The sequence below is a fragment of the Serratia proteamaculans genome (assembly GCF_946227095.1).
GTDB classification, from domain to species: domain Bacteria; phylum Pseudomonadota; class Gammaproteobacteria; order Enterobacterales; family Enterobacteriaceae; genus Serratia; species Serratia proteamaculans_E.
In genome coordinates this window covers 597713-615983 of the sequence record NZ_CAMISV010000002.1, presented here as the reverse complement: position 1 = coordinate 615983, position 18271 = coordinate 597713, and the positions used below count along the sequence as shown (strand labels likewise).

The window sequence follows — 18271 nt, the reverse complement described above, 5'->3', positions numbered from 1 at the left end:
AGGAGCCATCGTGAAAAGACAAAAAGAAGTTAGCTCGAAAACCGCCTCCTTTCCTCCCCGGCCTGAAGGCCGAGGTTTCCCGGAGGCACTCTGATGAATTTTTTGTTTCAGCTGCGGTTGCCGTTTGACCCGAAGGCAAATTTACCGCCACTATACCCGCTATCTGGTATAGACCAAATGGGTGAGTGAAATGTCTGAACATAATTACCTGCTGTTGACGCCCGGCCCGCTGACCACCTCAAAAACGGTGAAAGAGGCGATGCTGTTCGATAGCTGTACCTGGGATGAAGACTACAACCTGGGCGTGGTACAGAGTATTCGTCAGAAGTTGGTGACCCTGGCGACTCAATCGACGGGTTATACCTCGGTGCTGTTGCAGGGCAGCGGCAGTTTTGCGGTAGAGGCGGTGTTGGGCACGGTGATGGGGCCGCAGGACAAACTGCTGATCGTCAATAACGGCGCTTACGGCGCACGTATGGTCGAAATGGCCAGACTGATGGACATCAACCACCACGAGTTTCACTGTGGTGAAGTGAATGAGCCAGATGTGGATGCCATGGAAACGGTGCTGAAAGGCGATGCACAGATTAGCCATATCGCCATGGTGCATTGCGAAACCACCACCGGAATGCTCAATCCGTTGGAGCGGGTTTCGGGCCTGGCGGCGCGTAACGGTAAAACCCTGATCGTGGATGCGATGAGCAGCTTCGGTGGCATTCCGTTGGACGTCGATGCGCTGGGCATTGATTACCTGATCAGCTCTGCCAATAAATGCATTCAGGGCGTGCCGGGTTTCGCTTTTGTGATTGCCCGCCGCAGCGAACTGGAAAAGTGCGCCGGACGGTCCCGTTCGCTCTCGCTGGACCTGTACGCCCAGTGGCGCTGCATGGAAGATAACGCCGGCAAATGGCGTTTTACCTCGCCGACCCACACCTTGCTGGCCTTTGCGCAGGCGCTGCGTGAACTGGAGCAGGAAGGGGGAATTGATGCCCGTAACATCCGTTACCGCGCTAACCAGCAACGTCTGATAGCAGGGATGCGCAAACTGGGGTTCGAGACTTTGCTGGAAGATGGGTTGCACTCGCCAATCATTACCGCCTTCTATTCGCCGAAGGCCGAAACCTACCGCTTTACCGAGTTTTATCAGCGTCTCAAGCAACAGGGCTTCGTCATTTATCCAGGCAAAGTCTCGCAGAGTGACTGCTTCCGCATTGGCAATATCGGCGAGATTTATCAGCAGGATATCGAAGGCTTGCTGACCGCGGTCGGGCAGGCGATGTATTGGGATCTTTAAGGATGAGCATGAAGCAGATTAACGCAGTGATACTCGATTGGGCCGGCACCACGGTGGATTTTGGCTCCTTTGCGCCGACGCAGATCTTTGTTGAAGCCTTTAAGCAGACCTTTGATATCGACATTAGCCTGGCGGAGGCGCGCATTCCGATGGGGTTGGGTAAGTGGCAGCACATCGAAGCGCTGGGTAAGCTGCCAGAGGTGGATGCGCGTTGGCGGCAGCGCCTTGGCCGCTCCATGAATCGGCAGGATATCGATGCGCTATACCAGGCTTTTATGCCGTTGCAAATTGCCAAGGTGGTTGACTTTGCCGAGCCTATCGAGGGGGTTCCACCGGTCATAGCGGCGCTGCGCGAGCAGGGCATCAAGATCGGTTCCTGCTCAGGGTATCCGCGTGCGGTGATGGAGGTGTTGGCACCGGCCGCGGCGCTGCGTGGTTATGCGCCGGATCATTGGGTGGCGACCGACGACCTGAGCGTGGGCGGCCGTCCCGGCCCGTGGATGGCGTTGCAGAACGTGATTACGCTGGGTATTGATGCGGTGGCGCACTGTGTCAAAGTGGATGACGCGGTGCCGGGCATTAGCGAAGGGCTGAATGCCGGTATGTGGAGTATCGGGCTGGCGCTGTCCGGCAACGAATTTGGCGCTACCTGGCAGGAATACCAGCAAATGAGCACCGCGGAGATTGAACGGCGGCGTGCGCTGGCGACGGACAAACTGTATGCCGCCGGGGCGCACTATGTGATTGATACGCTGGTGCAACTGCCGGGGGTGATTGATGAAATCAACCAGCGGCTGGCGTCCGGCGAACGACCATAACCTTTTCTCAGACATAAAAAACCGGGGCCAAATGCTGCCCCGGTTTTTTATTGCCGACGAAATTTACTGGTGAGCCAGTTCCACTTCGTCTTCACTGTCCATAATGGACTTGTCTGTCTGTTTCATCAGCTGGCTGGTCACGGTACCGGCGGTCATGGAGCCACTGACGTTCAGTGCGGTACGGCCCATGTCGATCAGCGGTTCAACCGAAATCAACAGGGCAACCAGCGTGACCGGCAGGCCCAGTGCAGGCAGCACAATCAGCGCGGCGAAGGTTGCGCCGCCACCCACGCCGGCAACACCGGCGGAGCTGATGGTGACGATACCCACCAGCGTGGCGATCCACACCGGATCCAGCGGGTTGATACCGACGGTAGGAGCAACCATCACCGCCAACATGGCCGGATATAGGCCCGCACAGCCATTCTGGCCGATAGTCGCGCCGAAAGACGCCGAGAAGCTGGCGATAGATTCAGGGATGCCCAGACGACGGGTTTGTGCTTCCACATTCAGCGGGATGCTGGCAGCGCTGGAGCGGCTGGTGAAGGCAAAGGTGATCACCGGCCAAACTTTGCGGAAGAATTTCGCCGGGTTAACCCCGGTGAAGGCCAACAGCACCGCATGCACGCCAAACATAATGGCCAGGCCCAGATAAGAGGCCACCACAAAGCTACCGAGTTTAACGATGTCGTGGATGTTGGAACCGGCCACTACTTTGGTCATTAACGCCAGTACGCCATACGGGGTCAGTTTCATGACCAGACGCACCAGCTTCATCACCCAGGCTTGCAGGGTGTCGATCGCTACCAGTACGCGCTGGCCTTTCTCTTTATCGTCTTTCAGCAACTGCAGCGAAGCCACACCCAGGAAGGCGGCAAAAATCACCACGCTAATGATCGAGGTTGGGCTGGCACCGGTCAGATCGGCAAACGGGTTTTTCGGCACGAACGACAGTACCAGTTGCGGTACGGTCAGATCAGCCACTTTACCGACGTAGTTGCTCTGAATGGCTACCATGCGCGCGCTTTCCTGCGTGCCCTGTACCAGACCCTCTGCGGTCAGGCCAAACAGGTTGGTCACCAGAACGCCCACCAGTGCAGCGATCAATGTGGTGAACAACAGGGTGCCAATAGTCAGGAAGCTGATTTTGCCCAATGAAGAGGCGTTATGCAGCTTGGCGACCGCGCTCAGGATCGAGGCGAAGACCAGCGGCATGACAATCATTTGCAGCAGTTGCACATAGCCGTTACCGACGATGTTGAACCAGCTGATGGATTCTTTCAGTACCGGGTTGTCCGAGCCGTAAACCAGTTGCAGTGCCAGACCGAACACCACACCCATCACCAGACCAACCAGTACTTTTTTCGCCAGGCTCCATTGCTTGTGGCGGGTTTGCGCCAACAGCAAAAGGAGGGCGACAAAAATCACCACGTTAATAACCAGCGGAAGATTCATCCCCAATGTCTCCAATTATTTTTTCTTATATAAAAATGGCTATGCACCAAGGCGTAGCGATACTAAATATCGTAACAGTTTGCGTAACGGCTCACTTATATCCAAATGGAATTTAATATAACTTTGTGCACGGATTTGTTTAATTAATCATCTGAGTGAAGATTAAATGGCCGCTTTTTTGTGATCACAGTCTGATATTTTTTATTTGTTCAAAATATGACTGCACTGGAAGGGTGCAACCCCCTTGCCAATAGATGGCGAAAGCCACCAGACACAGGCACAGGGCACGCTCGAGTTGATTGCCTTTTTGGGAGTTGAGCAGCGGCAGGCGAAAACGCCAGCGGCAGGGCCAAAGTAAGGGGACGCCGGCCGGAGTGAGCATATCTGCCAGCAGGTGGCTGAAGTAACCGATAATCATGGCGTGCAACACGTCGGGCGGGATCGGCCAACTGCGCGGCACGTCAAGCTGGAACAGTGCCATGCCGCCGGCGATCGCCAGCAGGCTGTGGGTAAAACCACGGTGGCCGAAGGCACGCGAGATCGGGATGGCAATCCAGCGCAGGCGCTGACCCAGCACCGATTTGGGGTGATCGATATCGGGCAGCAGTGAGGTCAGCAGCGCGGCGGGGATAATATGCCACCAATCGCCGGTAGCCAGCTCCGGTGTTACCTCGGCCTTCTTGGCGAAAATCGCGCAAGCGACAGAGAAAATAAGATGTCCTTCCGCGGTCATACTGCTGTTCCGACTGATAAACTGTTAATTTATCCAGTATATGGGAAAATTCCCAGTGGTGGAAGCAGTTACCCTGTAACCAATTGTTTATTTTATCCCGTTTTACAACGGCTTGTTATCTTAAGGGGTTAAGGGTTGTGCGTTTTTGAACTGACGCGAGGATTGAATGGAACGAAAACGCCGGGCGACCGGATTAGGCTGCGTGGCAGTAACAACCTGTACCGATCCCCCGGCGCTTTCTTACTGCCCCAGCATAGAGAGCGTGGTACGGTAATTCAATATAAATGAAATAAGGTTTTATTTATTTTGTGGCGTAGCGCCAGATTTTGAAATTAGGCGGTGGCAGGGGATTGAGCGGGGATGAATAACGGCACCGGGAGCAGACCGATGCCGTGCAGATTACGCCAGGTGGTCCGCGGTAAGCTGTTCCAGCGTCTCGAGCTTATGGTCGGCCAATGCCCAACGCTGATCATCGCGATATTCGTGCGCCGGGATAACAATTGAACGCATTCTGGCGGCCTTGGTGGCAATCATGCCGTTGAACGAGTCTTCCAGGGTGATACAACGCAGCGGATCGCTACCCAGGCGTTCGGCGGCGATCAGATACACCTCCGGGTGCGGCTTGCTGTAGGGCAGGTACTCGGCGGAAACCAGTTGATCAAAATAACCTTCGAGACCAAACATCTGCAGCACCTGCTGTTGCATGTGCAGCGGCGAGGCGGAAGCCAGGCCGATATTCAGATCCAGGCTGCGGCACAGCTCCAGTGCCTGGTGCACACCCGGCAGCAGTGGCTGCTTCTCACGGACTAACTCGATGGCGCGTTCGATGATTCGCGCAGAGACGTCTTCCTGCGAAACCCCTTGCCACGGCATGGCCTGGTACCACATTTTTACCACCAGATCGATGCGCAGACCCAGAGTATCCGGTAGCTTGTGGCGATCGGACAGGTCCAATCCCAGTGCGCCAAAGATATCCAGTTCCGCCTGTAGCCACAGGGGTTCTGAATCGATCAATAAACCGTCCATATCAAAAATAGCGGTTTCAATGCGTTGCGAATAGGCCATTAGCGGTTAACTCCTGCCGACGCCGGTGAATGTGCCCGCTACTTTAGCATCGCCGACGCCGAGACTAAAACTTTTGCCTGCGTGGCGAGGCTTTGCCAAAGCGCAGGATACGCCACATTTCTCGCAGTTTTAGCCACCAGCGTTGGTGCTGGCGTTCAGTGACCTGCTGCAACATACGTGCATAATCCAGCACTAACCCCGGCGTCCAGGTCATGCTTTCACCACGGCTGCGCAGCACCGCTAGCATCCACAGGTTGGGATCGAGCACCAGCAACAGAAATCGACGCCACAGATGCTTATCGCCCAGTACGCCCTCCAACGCGCTGTCGAGCGCCCGAATAACTGTGGTGGAACAGTTGCGCCGGGTCAGGTTGTAGGTACTGTCCTGTTGATAGCGTTGCCAGAAAGTGCGCAGTGCCGTTGGGTTATAGCGATGAAACTGGATTTTTTTGTCCGGTGGGCACCAGGCGGCAACCTCTTGCTGCAGGCCGGGCAGAAAGCGCCCGTTGACGTTGTTCTGCTCGCCGGAATGCAGCAGTTGGCGGAAATCCTGCGCCGAGTGGCTGATATCGTTAAGCGGGTAGTGGCTGATATACACATCGGGTGCCAGTGCCAAAGCGGCGTGACCGGTGGAGATATTGCCACCGCCATCCACCGCGGCGATGTAGCGATCGACAATGTAACGGCGGCGTGCGTCTTTTGCCGAGCCGATCGGCGTCCAGACATAGACGGTGAGTGGAAGGGTTTCATTGACCGGCGGCGCAGGCGGGGCCTGAATCTGATTCAGCGCAAAACTCTCCAACTGCCGGGCGATACGCAGCAGCGCCCAGCCGGAAAGCAGGATCATCACGCCGAGGCAAAAGGGCACCGTCATTCGGTGGGGGGCCGGCCAGCCGACAAAAATCATCAGCGAAAGCAGAATTTCGCCGCAGCCCGCCAAGGCTACCGGTTTCCAGCGACTGTGCTGGATCACCGTGGAGGAGGCGATACGCACTGCGCCGTCCAGCAGCAGCGCGCTGCCAAACACCAGCGTGGCGACGATATTATCGTCTGCTGGCACGTCCAGCATCAAAAAGGCCATAAACAAGAAGCCCAGTCCCTTCAGCAGCACCGGCCGGCTGGCGGATGAGCCAATCACCAGCGCGGCGGAGATTGCCACCAGCCCCTCCAGCGCCAGCATGACCGCCAATGCATCTAATGCCAGTACCGAACGGCCATCCTGCAATATGTCGAACAGCATCAGTGCGCCAACGGCGATCCACAGCCAGCCGAACAGCATCAGCAGGCGGCGCTGACCGTGCAGTGCCTGTGGGCCCAACAATAAGATAATCAGCCGGATCATGGTGGCCCCTGTCTAAACGGATTGATTTAACTATATAACTATTTAATGGTAACGCGCAGACGCCGTTAAGCTGTTGATTTCGGATAAACCCGGCTACGCTTGTAGCACAGCAAGGCTGAAGAAAACGGTGGGCGAGTTTCAGTAACTACAGGTAGACTTAGCCCATTACGGTTACGTCGCTTACAAGGGGAACACATGACGTATCAACAGGCTGGGCGCATTGCCATTATCAAACGTATTCTTGGCTGGGTGGTTTTTATCCCTGCGTTGCTGTCGACGCTGATCTCAATGTTGATGTTTGTTTATCAGCACAGTGAAAAAACCAAAGGGATTAATGCGGTGATGCTGGATTTTGTCCATGTGATGGTCGATATGGTGCGCTTCAATACGCCGTTCCTGAATATCTTTTGGTATAACTCGCCGGTGCCTGACGTAGAGAAAAGCTTGTTCAGCGGCGCCAATTTTATGTTTATCGTTATTTATATTCTGATTTTTGTCGGGCTGGCGCTGCAGGCTTCAGGTGCGCGCATGTCACGTCAGGTGAAGTTCATTCGCGAAGGCCTGGAGGACCAGATGATCCTCGAGCAGGCCAAGGGCAGCGAAGGGCATACCCGTGCGCAGTTGGAAGAACGCATTACGCTGCCGCGCCACACCATCTTGCTGCAATATTTCCCGCTGTACATTTTGCCGGTGGTGATTGCGGTGATCGCCTGGTTTGTGATCAAGCTGCTCGGTCAACTGGCCAGCGCGGCCTGAGATGAGATGAGGTCAGGTAAAGTAAAATAAAGGCGCTGGGTTCAGCGCCTTTATTTTATCAGGACTCGGGATGCAGCAGAATTTCTACCGCGCGCTGGGCCCGGACCAAATGCTGGCCGCCAAACAGATTGCTGCGGTTGAGCAGGTAATACAGCTGATACAGCGGCTGACGTTCGATAAACCCACTCTCCAGGGGCCAGACGCTCTGGTAGCCGTCATAAATCTGCGGCGGCAGCTCAGGATACAGCGGCAGCATCGCCAGATCGCACTCTCTGTCTCCCCAATAACAGGCCGGGTCAAACAGTAAGGGGCCATTGGCGGTTAGAGCGCAGTTGGCCGGCCACAAATCGCCATGCAGCAGTGAAGGTTGCGGCTGATGGTGTTGCAGGCGTAGATAAACCGCGTCAACAATCTCATCAATCTCCCCGAAGGTCATGCCTTTCTCCGCCGCCATCTGCAACTGCCAGCCAATACGCTGCTCGGCAAAAAACTCTGACCAGCGGCGCTGCCAGGCATTGGGTTGCGGCGTGGTGGACAGATCGTTGTCGAAGTCGAGACCGAACTGTGGTTGTTCACTCCATTGATGCAGATGGGCCAGTTGTTGGCCAAGACAGTAGGCGCCATGGGCGTCAAAGGGTTTCAGGGGTTGGTATTCCAGCAGCAGGAAGCTGTAGTCGCGATCGCTGCCGACGCCGTACACCTGAGGCACCCGCACGGTTTTACTGCGTGCGAGCAATTCCAACTGGTCGGCCTCGGCGGTAAAAATGGGCAACAGCTCACGGGCATCGCATTTGACAAACACCTGGTTGTCACCGTAACTCACACGCCATGCCGGGTGAATATCGCCCCCGGGCAGTTCGGTTCTTTCGCGGATTTCTGCGCTGCCAAGATGTTCACTTAACAGACGGCTAACGGCTTGCCACATGGTACACCCCCTCTGTGTTGCCTGCGAATTCATTAGGTTAGCGTCTTTAGCCTGAAGAAAACACGACCTGGCGCACAGCTGGCACCAACAACTGGCGATTTTCTCGCCACCCGCGTTTGCTCAAAGTATATACGCTATTGATTAATTTAAGCACTGTGCATGTTGCAACTTGCCGACGTGAGAGCGATGTTTATCAGGCCAGCCACGACTGAGGCGAAAGGGGTTTTTTCTGATGTCTTTTATTATCAATGAGATGAGAAATTAATGGAGCAAAACCAGCAGTGGCAACGCGGTGAATACCGGATCAACAGCGATAAAAGTGAATTAAATATCGCCTTTACCCACGCTTTTTTGACCACCTCGACCTGGGCGAGTGGTATTTCGCTGGCGACGGTGCAGTTGGCCATCGACAACAGCCTGTGTTTTGGCCTGTACCACCAGCAACAACAGGTTGGTTTTGCGCGACTGGTCACGGATTACACCACCTTCGGTTACCTGTGTGATGTGTTTGTCTCTCCGGATTACCAGCGGCAGGGACTGGCGCGTTGGCTGATGGATTGCACGCTGGAGCATCCGGTGTTGCAACGGTTGCGGCGAATTATGTTGGTGACCGGCACGGCGCCGTGGCTGTATCAGAAGGTGGGTTATGAAGCGGTGAATCGCGAGGACTTTGTTTGGCACATTGTCCGGCCAGATATCTACCAGCAGCAGTAAAATCAGGCGGCGGTGCTAATCGGGCACCGCCGCCGGTTTCAAGGCTTCGCGTTGAGCAAGCCCTCTTCGTGACGTTGTAACGGCCTAAATTTGCTGTAGAGCAGGGCGACCACAAACAGCATCGCCTGGACGATCACAATGCAGGGGCCAGTGGCTCCGTCGATGTGGAAGCTGATCAAGGTGCCAAGCACGCAGGAGAATACCGATACCACCGTGGCGACCATCAACATGCGATCAAAGCTGCGGCACAGCATAAAGGCAATAATGCCCGGTGCGATCAGCATCGCAATCACCAGGATCACCCCGACCGCCTGCAGCGAGGCGACAATGGTCAACGCCAGCAGGCACAGCAGCCCGTAGTGCAAAAGTTTCACCGGCAAGCCAATCACCCTGGCATGGTTGGGATCGAAACAGTAAAGCATTAAATCTTTGCGTTTCAGCAACACCACCAGCAGGGTAATACCGGCCATCAGCAGCGTTTGCTTCAGCTCGGCGTCGGTAATGCCCAGCATATTGCCGAACAGGATGTGGCTCAGATGCTGGTCGGTATCGACGCGGGAGAATAACACCAGCCCGAAGGCGAACATGCCGGAGAACACGATACCCATCACCGTATCCTCTTTCACCCGGCTGTTTTCCTTAAGGTAACCAGTGGCGACCGCACAGAAAATACCGGAGAAAAACGCGCCGATCACCACCGGGATGCCGAGCACGAACGCCAGCACGATGCCGGGCAGCACCGCATGCGAGATGGCATCTCCCATCAGCGACCAGCCTTTGAGTACCAGATAACACGACAGCACCGCACACACTACGCCAGTGACGATAGCGGCCAGGATCGCCCGCTGCATAAACGGGTAGGCGAAGGGTTCGCTGAGCAGTTGATACAGAGTTTCCATCAGTGGCCTCCGGTCTGTTCACGTGCCACACGGCGTTTGGATGCCAGCAGACCGTGTTTGGGGGCGAAGAAAAAGGCTGCCAGGAACACCAGCGTCTGCAGGGTCACGATCACCCCACCGGTTGCGCCGTCGAGGAAGAAGCTCAGGTAGGCACCGAAACCGCTGGTCAGTGCGCCGATCACGATAGCGATTATCACCAGCCGACTGAAGCGGTCGGTCAGCAGATAGGCAGTTGCCCCCGGCGTGATGACCATGGCGATCACCAAAATCGCGCCGACGGTTTGTAATGCTGCCACGGTGCAGGCGCTGAGCAGGGTGAAGAACAGGATCTTCAACCGCAGCGGCGACAGGCCGATCGACACCGCGTGGTTTTCGTCAAAGAACACCGCCAGCAGGTCTTTCCACACCAGGCACAGGATCAGCAGTGAAACGCCGATGATAATTTCGACCTGCAACACGTCTTCGTCGGCGATACCGAGAATATTGCCGAAGATAATCGACTGCACGTTAACCGAGGTCGGGTTGAGCGAAACGATAAGCAGACCGACGGCAAAGAAGGTGGAAAAGATAAAGCCGATAATCGCGTCTTCACGCAGGCGGGTGACGTGGCGTACCAGCGTCATGGCCAGCGCGGCCAGCATACCGGTGAAAAATGCCCCGGCGGCGTAGGGCAGACCCAGCGCATAGGCTCCGGCGACTCCGGGCACCACCGAGTGCGACAGTGCGTCACCCATCAGCGACCAGCCCTTCAGCATCAGGTAGGCGGAAAGAAACGCGCAGGCGGCACCGACGATGGCACTGACCCAAATGGCTTTGACCATGTAGTTGTAACTGAAGGGTTGCAGCAGAAGTTCCAGCATCAGGGTTGTTTCTCCTTTGGCTGGCTCTGCGCAGGCGGATCGCTCTTGGTATGGCCATAGAACACCGCCGGGCGCTCGTCATCGGTCAACACCGTCACGGTGCGCGGATCGTTGTCGTCGTGCAGGTCCGGGCCGGACAGGTTGATATGGCGCAGTACGCCGCCGAATGCCTGTTCCAGGTTGCTCTGGGTAAAGGTGGTTTCGGTCGGTCCTGTGGCCAGCACCGTGCGGTTAATCAGGATCACCCGATCGCAAAATTCCGGCACGCTGCCCAGGTTATGGGTGGAGACCAGGATCAGGTGGCCTTCATCGCGCAGCGCACGCAGCAGGTCGATAATGGCGTTCTCGGTTTTGACGTCAACGCCGGTAAAGGGTTCGTCCAGCAGCAGAACCGTGCCTTGCTGTGCCAGTGCGCGCGCCAGAAAGACGCGTTTTTTCTGGCCTCCGGAAAGCTCACCAATCTGGCGGGAGCGCAGTTCGCTCAGGCCAACACGCTCCAGCGCTTTATCGACCCGCAGTCGGTCTTCCTTTGAAGGAATGCGCAGGAAGTTCATCTTGCCATAGCGGCCCATCATCACCACGTCTTCCACCAACACCGGGAAATTCCAGTCGACTTCTTCGGTTTGCGGTACGTAGGCGATGACGTTTTTCTTTAGTGCCTGCCCGACCGGCTGCTCGTTGAGCTGTACGCGGCCGGTGGTGGGCTTGACCAGCCCCATGATGCTTTTGAACAGGGTTGACTTGCCGCTGCCGTTGACGCCAACCAGCGCGCAGATGGCGCCACCGCTCAGAGTAAAGCTGGCGTTGTGGATCGCGGTATGGCCGTTATTGTAGGTCACGGTAACGTCGTCCACGCTCAATTCAGGGCGGACAAAAACCTCGGTGGTCATTGATCAAATCCTTTGGCAATGGTTTGCACGGTGACATTGAGCAGGTCGATATAAGTCGGTACCGGGCCGTTCTGAGTGGACAGCGAATCGACATACAGCACACCGCCGTATTTTGCACCGGTCTCTTTCGCCACCTGTTTGGCCGGCTTGTCGGAAATGGTGCTTTCGCTGAAGACCACCGGAATATGGTGGGCACGCACGGCGTCGATCACCCGACGGACCTGCTGCGGTGACCCTTGTTCATCGGCGTTGATCGGCCACAGGTACACTTCTTTCAACTGATAGTCTTTTGCCAGGTAGCTGAAGGCGCCCTCACTGGTCACCAGCCAACGCTGGGCTTCAGGAATGCGTGCCAGGCGTTCGCGCAGCGGCGCGTCCAACGCGGCAATTTTGGCAGCATAGGCTTTGGCATTGCGGTTATAGATTTCTGCGTTGGCCGGATCGTGCTGCACCAGCGCTTTACGGATGTTTTCGATATACACCAGCGCGTTGCTGGCTGACATCCAGGCATGTGGGTTCGGGTTGCCGTTGTACGGCCCTTCGCGGATCGGCAGTGGGGTGATGCCCTCGGTGACGACGGCTGCAGGTACCTGTTTAATGTTCTCAAAAAAGCGTTGGAACCAGCGTTCCAGATTCATGCCGTTCCACAGGATCAGGTCGGCGTGCTGCGCCTTGACGATATCGCGCGGCGTTGGCTGGTAATCGTGGATTTCCGCGCCCGGTTTGGTGATTGACTCCACCACGGCGGCGTCACCGGCCACGTTTTGGGCGATATCCTGAATGATGGTGAAGGTGGTTACCACGCGCAGCTTTTTTTCCGCCAATGCGCCATGGCTGGCGAGGCCGGCGGTCAATAACAGACACAGCAGGGCGACAGGGCGGAAAATGCCCTTGGACTGACTAGTGGATAGGCAGGGAAAAGCGCGTTGTTTCATAAACATGGTGACATCTCCTGGGCTCAAATGAAAATGATTATCAATATCAATTAGAGCAAAGTCAAGCGTCACCTGCCGGCGAACTGCCGGTTATTTACTCAGTGGGAAAAATAATACCGCCCGGTGAGTTATAGCATTTTATGTATCAGTATGTAACCGCTTAAGGTAGTCGTCGTAGGTGACAATCTCGACCTCGGGCGTTTTCCCCAGAGCCACCTCCGCCAGCTTCTGTGCCAGTAGCTGCACATCCTGTTGATCCAATGGGGTTATCAACGCAAAGCTGTTGCTGCCCAGCTCATGCGGAACGCCATTTTCGCCGGTCACCGACGTGACAAATCCCTGAAGGGTTAATTGTCCTGTCAGCTTGGCCAAATCAGCTAATCCTTCTTCCTGATAGCGAAAAGTCACCACAAAACACGTCGTTGCAGATTGACTCATAAATCACCTCTTGGTATACGAGTAGCTTGAGATTAGACCAAAAAAAGCGTACAGGCGTCCTTACAAGTTGTATATGCTACGCAACTCATTGAAAGGAGTGAGGGATTCTGTGAAAACAAAAATAGGTTGCCTGACGGCAATTTTGCTTTTGTCGGGTTGTGCCAAAGACCCACAAACAGCAAACAATATTTCAGGCAGTGGCACATCGCGTGGCGGTTGGTTAAAGACTCCCCCGCAGGCGCCGGTTAACCGTACGGGGACACCGATAGCCTATAACGATTACATTCGTCAGGCCGCTAACAGCTATGGCGTAGACGAAACGCTGATTAAAGCGATTATTCAGGTGGAGTCCGGGTTTAACCCGAACGCCGTAAGCACTTCGAACGCAGTTGGGTTAATGCAGTTAAAACCTTCAACCGCCGGGCGTGACGCCTATCGTCTGAAAGGAAGAAGCGGGCAGCCAAGCTCGCGTGAGTTGAAGGATCCGGCGGTTAATATTGATCTGGGAACGGCCTATATCAATATTCTTCAAAGCCAGCAGCTAGCCGGGATCAACGATCCACAAACATTACGTTACGCTACCATCGTTTCTTATGTGAATGGGGCAGGCGCCATGCTGCGCACCTTCTCATCAGACAAGCGCGTGGCGGTGAACCGCATCAACCAGATGAGTCCGGATGAGTTCTATCAACACATTCAGAAAAAGCATCCGGCTCCACAGGCACCACGCTATTTATGGAAGGTGACCACGGCCTACCAGGCGATGTCACCCTAGTTCAGATTTGTTAGTCAAACCGGCCGCTAAAATGGCCGGTTTTTTTATGGCTAGACGGTAAAATCGCGACACATCTCCCATTTCTCGTTATTTCCCATCCTGTTACCTGAAAACCGCACGAATAGTTAATTTTACATTAACCATCAAATCTTTACGTTCATTCAATAAGTTACCGGTAACATTGTGGCGTTTGCTCACATTGTGGGCTTCAATAAATATACAAATAAGTAACAATTTATGTTTAAAACCCGCATCGACCGCAAGGTTGAGGTTAAATAGTTGTGATTATCTTTGGATGGAATGTGATATGTCGGACGATAAAACTAACAATTCACGGCGCGATTTCCTGTTGAAATCGATGACTTTAATCCCCGCAGCGGTGATTGGCGGCAGCGGCGTTAGCGCGCTGACGGCCTCCATACCGGCGGTTGCGGCAACTGACACCCCAAAAAACGACTACCAGCCTACCTTCTTCACCCCGGAAGAGTGGGCCTTCGTCAAGGCGGCGACGGCACGCTTGATCCCGGCCGACGATCGCGGCCCTGGCGCGCTGGAAGCCGGTGTACCGGAGTTTATCGATCGTCAGATGAATACCCCGTACGCCACCGGTTCAATCTGGTATATGCAGGGGCCGTTTAACCCGGATGTACCGAAAGAAATGGGTTACCAACTGCCGCTGGTACCGAAACAGATCTACAACCTGGGCATCGCGGACGCCGATGCCTACTGCAAGAAAACCGCCGGTAAACCCTTTGCTGAACTGGACGCTGCACAGCAGGATGCGCTGCTGCAGAAATTTGAGTCCGGTGAAGCGGAATTCGCTCAGTTGCCTGCCAAACTGTTCTTCTCCTACCTGCTGCAAAACACCCGCGAAGGTTTCTTCAGTGATCCGATCCATGGCGGTAATAAAGACATGGTCGGTTGGAAGCTGATTAATTTTCCGGGCGCACGCGCCGACTTTATGGACTGGGTTGAGCGAGGGGAACGTTATCCCTTACCTCCGGTTTCAATTCGTGGGGAGAGGGGGTAACAATGGCAACAGTAATGAAAAAAGTAGACGCGGTGATCGTCGGCTTCGGTTGGGTGGGCGCGATTATGGCCAAAGAACTCACCGAAGCGGGGCTGAACGTGGTGGCGCTGGAGCGCGGCCCGATGCGCGATACCTATCCGGATGGTTCCTATCCGCAGGTGATCGACGAACTGACCTATAACATCCGTCGCAAGCTGTTCCAGGATCTGTCGAAAAGCACCGTGACCATTCGTCACAATACCAGCCAGGCTGCGGTGCCTTACCGTCAGTTGGCGGCGTTCCTGCCGGGTACCGGCGTGGGCGGCGCAGGCCTGCACTGGTCTGGTGTGCATTTCCGCATCGACCCTATCGAGCTGCGCATGCGTAGCCATTACGAAGAGCGTTATGGCAAAAGCTTTATCCCGAAGGACATGACCATCCAGGACTTCGGTGTCACCTACGACGAACTGGAACCGTTCTTCGACAAGGCTGAGAAAGTGTTCGGAACTTCCGGCACCGCCTGGACCGTCAAGGGACAGAAGATGGCACCGAAGGGCGGCAACCCCTTCGCGGCTGACCGTTCCGACAACTTCCCGCTGCCGGCGCAGAAGAATACTTTCTCTGCGCAAATGTTCGAGAAAGCGGCGCGGGACGTGGGCTATCACCCGTATAACCTGCCTTCCGCCAACACCTCGGATTCCTACACCAACCCGTATGGCGCGCAGATGGGGCCGTGCAACTTCTGCGGTTTCTGCAGTGGCTACGCCTGCTACATGTATTCCAAGGCCTCGCCGAACGTCAATATTCTGCCGGCATTGCGCATGGAGAAACGCTTCGAACTGCGCACCAACGCCAACGTGTTGAAAGTGAACCTGACCGCCGACAAGTCTCGTGCGACCGGGGTGAACTACATTGACGCGCAGGGCCGTGAAATCGAACAGCCGGCGGAACTGGTGATCCTGGGCGCGTTCCAGTTCCACAACGTGCATCTGATGCTGCTGTCCGGCATCGGCAAACCTTACGATCCGGTGACCGGCGAAGGTGTAGTAGGCCGTAACTTCGCTTACCAAAACCTGACCACCATCAAGGCGTTCTTCGACAAGGACGTCTTCACCAACCCGTTCATCGGTGCTGGTGGTAACGGGGTCGGGGTCGACGATTTCAACGCCGACAACTTTGACCATGCCAAAGCGGGCTTTGTCGGCGGTTCGCCGTTCTGGGTCAACCAGGCGGGCACCAAACCGATTTCCGGTTTGCCAACCCCTCCGGGCACTCCGGCCTGGGGCAGCAAGTGGAAAGCGGCGGTAGCGGATGCCTACACTCACCATCTGTCGATGGACGCCCACGGCGCGCATCAGTCGTATCGCAGCAACTATCTGGACCTCGATCCCAACTACAAGAACGTGTTCGGCCAGCCGTTGCTACGCATGACGTTCGACTGGCAGGAAAACGACGTCAAGATGTCGCAATTTATGTACGACAAAATGGCACCGATCGCCAAGGCCATGAACCCGAAACTGATCGCCGGTAGCCCGAAAAACGCCGACAGCCATTTCGATACCACCAGCTACCAAACCACCCATATGAATGGCGGTGCGGTGATGGGGGAAGACCCGAAGACCAGTGCGGTGAACCGCTATCTGCAAAGCTGGGACGTGCATAACGTGTTCTCGATCGGGGCATCGGCCTTCCCGCAGGGGCTGGGTTACAACCCGACCGGCACCGTGGCCGCGTTGGCTTACTGGTCTGCCCGCGCTATTCGCGAGCAGTATCTGAAAAACCCAGGCCCTTTGGTGCAGGCATAAGGACGGCGACTGATGAAAGCATTTGTTCCCGCACTGGTTCTCAGTGCACTGAGTTTTTCCGTTTGGGCGCAGGACGCCACGGTCAGCAGCGAGCTGATCAAACGCGGCGAATATCTGGCACGCGCCGGTGACTGCGTGGCCTGCCACACTAACGGTAAAAGCGGTAAAGAGTTTGCCGGTGGCCTGGCGATGGAAACGCCGATCGGCACCATTTACTCCACCAATATCTCACCGGACAAGAAAACCGGTATCGGTGATTACAGCTTCGAGGACTTCGACAACGCGGTGCGCAAGGGTGTCGCCAAAAACGGCAGCACCCTGTACCCGGCGATGCCCTATCCGTCGTTCGCGTTGGTAAAAGAGGACGACATGCGTGCCATGTATGCCTATTTCATGCACGGCGTCCCGGCGGTGGAGCAGGCCAACAAGGATTCCGACATTCCCTGGCCGCTGTCGATGCGCTGGCCTCTGAGTCTCTGGCGCGGCATGTTTGCGCCATCACCGGCGGATTTTGTGGCTGACACCAAGGCCGATCCGGTGATTGAGCGGGGTCGCTATCTGGTAGAAGGTTTGGGCCACTGCGGTGCCTGCCATACGCCACGCAGCCTCACCATGCAGGAAAAAGCGCTGAGCAATAACGACGGTGACAATTATCTGGCCGGCAGCAATGCGCCGATCGACGGTTGGGTTGCCTCCAGCCTGCGCGGTGACAACAAGGACGGGTTGGGTACCTGGAGTGAGGCCGAACTGACCGAGTTCCTGAAAACCGGCCGTAACGACAAGTCGATCGTGTTTGGTGGCATGAGCGACGTGGTTGAGCATAGCCTGCAGTATCTCAGCGATGAGGATCTGACGGCGATCTCGCGTTACCTGAAAACGCTGCCGCCGAAAGACGGCAAGCAACAACCAGCACCGGTTGAAGACAGCGTAGCCAAGGATTTGTGGCGCGGTGACGACAGCAAGCCCGGAGCGGCTCTGTACGTCGATAACTGCGCGGCCTGCCACCGTACCGATGGCGTGGGCTACAAGCGCGCCTTCCCGGCGCTGAAGGGCAACCCGGTGGTGCAGACCGAAGATGCGACCTCGTTGATCCACATCGTATTGACCGGTAACACTACGCCGGCGGTGAAAGGGGCGGTATCCAACATCACCATGCCACCGTTCGGCTGGCGTCTGAACGACCAGCAGGTGGCGGAAGTGGTTAACTTCATTCGCTCAAGCTGGGGTAACAGCGCCAAACCGGTCAGTGCCTCGGACGTGGCCAGCGTGCGCAAAGACCAGAAGGACATGGGTAGCGCCGCGGTGCCGGAACATCCGGACGCGAACAAGTAAGTCATCCTCCCGGGGCCTCGTCAGAGGCCCCAGATTTTTGTGCTGCCAACGCCGATTTTCACCGCAATCATTGTTCGCGAAGTAGCCACTCAGCCAGTGAAAGATAGACCCGGGCAGCGTTTTTAATTATCCTTTGCCGTCCTTTTACCAGGCATAAGAATGAAAATCTGAGTTAATCCACTGATTATTATTAAAAATTCGCGGAGAAGGATATCCCGTTAGGCGC

The 18271-nt window shown here is 55.8% G+C and carries 18 protein-coding genes; 8 read left to right on the top strand and 10 right to left on the bottom strand.

All coding sequences use genetic code 11. From position 1 onward, the window contains the following. Positions 1-190 precede the first annotated feature (190 nt). Together phnW and phnX are read left to right on the top strand one after the other, a co-directional pair. Entirely contained in the window at positions 191-1294 is a 1104-nt protein-coding gene (gene phnW, locus OC597_RS06540; RefSeq protein ID WP_262208070.1) for a 2-aminoethylphosphonate--pyruvate transaminase, read from the top strand. A gap of 8 nt (positions 1295-1302) precedes the next feature. Then, positions 1303-2112 carry a phosphonoacetaldehyde hydrolase gene (phnX, locus tag OC597_RS06535; protein WP_262208069.1) on the top strand — a complete coding sequence of 270 codons (810 nt, stop codon included), beginning with the start codon at positions 1303-1305 and terminating at the stop codon, positions 2110-2112. A 63-nt stretch (positions 2113-2175) separates the two neighbouring features. On the opposite strand, the gene OC597_RS06530 is transcribed toward phnX, so the two are convergent. From OC597_RS06530 to OC597_RS06515, 4 genes are all read right to left on the bottom strand, one after another. Then, positions 2176-3567, bottom strand: coding sequence for an L-cystine transporter (locus OC597_RS06530; protein ID WP_261255409.1), 1392 nt, complete (start codon positions 3565-3567; stop codon positions 2176-2178). Between the two features lie 184 nt (positions 3568-3751). Beyond that, entirely contained in the window at positions 3752-4300 is a 549-nt protein-coding gene (locus OC597_RS06525; RefSeq protein WP_085116429.1) for a metal-dependent hydrolase, read from the bottom strand. Positions 4301-4699: 399 nt separating this feature from the next. Continuing rightward, positions 4700-5365, bottom strand: coding sequence for a hexitol phosphatase HxpB (gene hxpB, locus OC597_RS06520; protein ID WP_261255405.1), 666 nt, complete (start codon positions 5363-5365; stop codon positions 4700-4702). Between the two features lie 64 nt (positions 5366-5429). Then, a complete protein-coding gene (locus tag OC597_RS06515; protein WP_262208067.1) occupies positions 5430-6707 on the bottom strand; it encodes an HdeD family acid-resistance protein in 1278 nt (425 codons plus the stop codon). 195 nt (positions 6708-6902) lie between these two features. Here OC597_RS06515 and OC597_RS06510 point away from each other — a divergent pair, with 195 nt between their 5' ends. Beyond that, positions 6903-7463, top strand: coding sequence for a YniB family protein (locus OC597_RS06510; RefSeq protein ID WP_261255400.1), 561 nt, complete (start codon positions 6903-6905; stop codon positions 7461-7463). A 58-nt stretch (positions 7464-7521) separates the two neighbouring features. Here the strand turns inward: OC597_RS06510 and OC597_RS06505 are convergent, their stop codons facing one another. Continuing rightward, the gene (locus OC597_RS06505; RefSeq protein ID WP_261255398.1) at positions 7522-8388 is read right to left on the bottom strand and encodes a fructosamine kinase family protein; all 867 of its coding nucleotides are present in this window, start codon (positions 8386-8388) and stop codon (positions 7522-7524) included. Between the two features lie 264 nt (positions 8389-8652). Here OC597_RS06505 and OC597_RS06500 point away from each other — a divergent pair, with 264 nt between their 5' ends. Further along, the gene (locus OC597_RS06500; RefSeq protein WP_099065522.1) at positions 8653-9102 is read left to right on the top strand and encodes a GNAT family N-acetyltransferase; all 450 of its coding nucleotides are present in this window, start codon (positions 8653-8655) and stop codon (positions 9100-9102) included. A gap of 38 nt (positions 9103-9140) precedes the next feature. On the opposite strand, the gene OC597_RS06495 is transcribed toward OC597_RS06500, so the two are convergent. From OC597_RS06495 to ghoS, 5 genes are all read right to left on the bottom strand, one after another. Beyond that, on the bottom strand, positions 9141-10001 hold the full coding sequence (locus OC597_RS06495) for a metal ABC transporter permease (RefSeq protein WP_085116435.1): 861 nt from the start codon (positions 9999-10001) through the stop codon (positions 9141-9143). After that, entirely contained in the window at positions 10001-10861 is an 861-nt protein-coding gene (gene yfeC / locus OC597_RS06490; protein WP_112348367.1) for an iron/manganese ABC transporter permease subunit YfeC, read from the bottom strand. The genes OC597_RS06495 and yfeC overlap by 1 nt, the downstream gene beginning before the upstream one ends. Beyond that, positions 10861-11751, bottom strand: coding sequence for a manganese/iron ABC transporter ATP-binding protein (locus OC597_RS06485; protein WP_262208063.1), 891 nt, complete (start codon positions 11749-11751; stop codon positions 10861-10863). The genes yfeC and OC597_RS06485 overlap by 1 nt, the downstream gene beginning before the upstream one ends. Further along, positions 11748-12692 (bottom strand): metal ABC transporter substrate-binding protein, encoded by a 945-nt coding sequence (locus OC597_RS06480; RefSeq protein ID WP_262208061.1) that lies wholly within the window; start codon positions 12690-12692, stop codon positions 11748-11750. Before OC597_RS06480 ends, OC597_RS06485 begins: the two co-directional genes overlap by 4 nt. A gap of 132 nt (positions 12693-12824) precedes the next feature. Then, positions 12825-13124 (bottom strand): type V toxin-antitoxin system endoribonuclease antitoxin GhoS, encoded by a 300-nt coding sequence (gene ghoS / locus OC597_RS06475; RefSeq protein WP_261255394.1) that lies wholly within the window; start codon positions 13122-13124, stop codon positions 12825-12827. Between the two features lie 109 nt (positions 13125-13233). Between ghoS and OC597_RS06470 the strand changes: the two genes are divergently transcribed. The 4 genes from OC597_RS06470 to OC597_RS06455 all read left to right on the top strand — a co-directional run bounded on the left by OC597_RS06470 (position 13234) and on the right by OC597_RS06455 (position 18045). Beyond that, positions 13234-13899 carry a transglycosylase SLT domain-containing protein gene (locus tag OC597_RS06470; RefSeq protein ID WP_261255393.1) on the top strand — a complete coding sequence of 222 codons (666 nt, stop codon included), beginning with the start codon at positions 13234-13236 and terminating at the stop codon, positions 13897-13899. Between the two features lie 307 nt (positions 13900-14206). Next, a complete protein-coding gene (locus OC597_RS06465) occupies positions 14207-14929 on the top strand; it encodes a gluconate 2-dehydrogenase subunit 3 family protein (RefSeq protein WP_261462454.1) in 723 nt (240 codons plus the stop codon). Positions 14930-14931: 2 nt separating this feature from the next. Further along, the gene (locus tag OC597_RS06460) at positions 14932-16713 is read left to right on the top strand and encodes a GMC family oxidoreductase (protein WP_099065529.1); all 1782 of its coding nucleotides are present in this window, start codon (positions 14932-14934) and stop codon (positions 16711-16713) included. 12 nt (positions 16714-16725) lie between these two features. Next, positions 16726-18045: a c-type cytochrome gene (locus OC597_RS06455; protein ID WP_261462455.1), complete on the top strand. Its 1320-nt coding sequence runs from the start codon at positions 16726-16728 to the stop codon at positions 18043-18045. Positions 18046-18271: the final 226 nt, after the last annotated feature.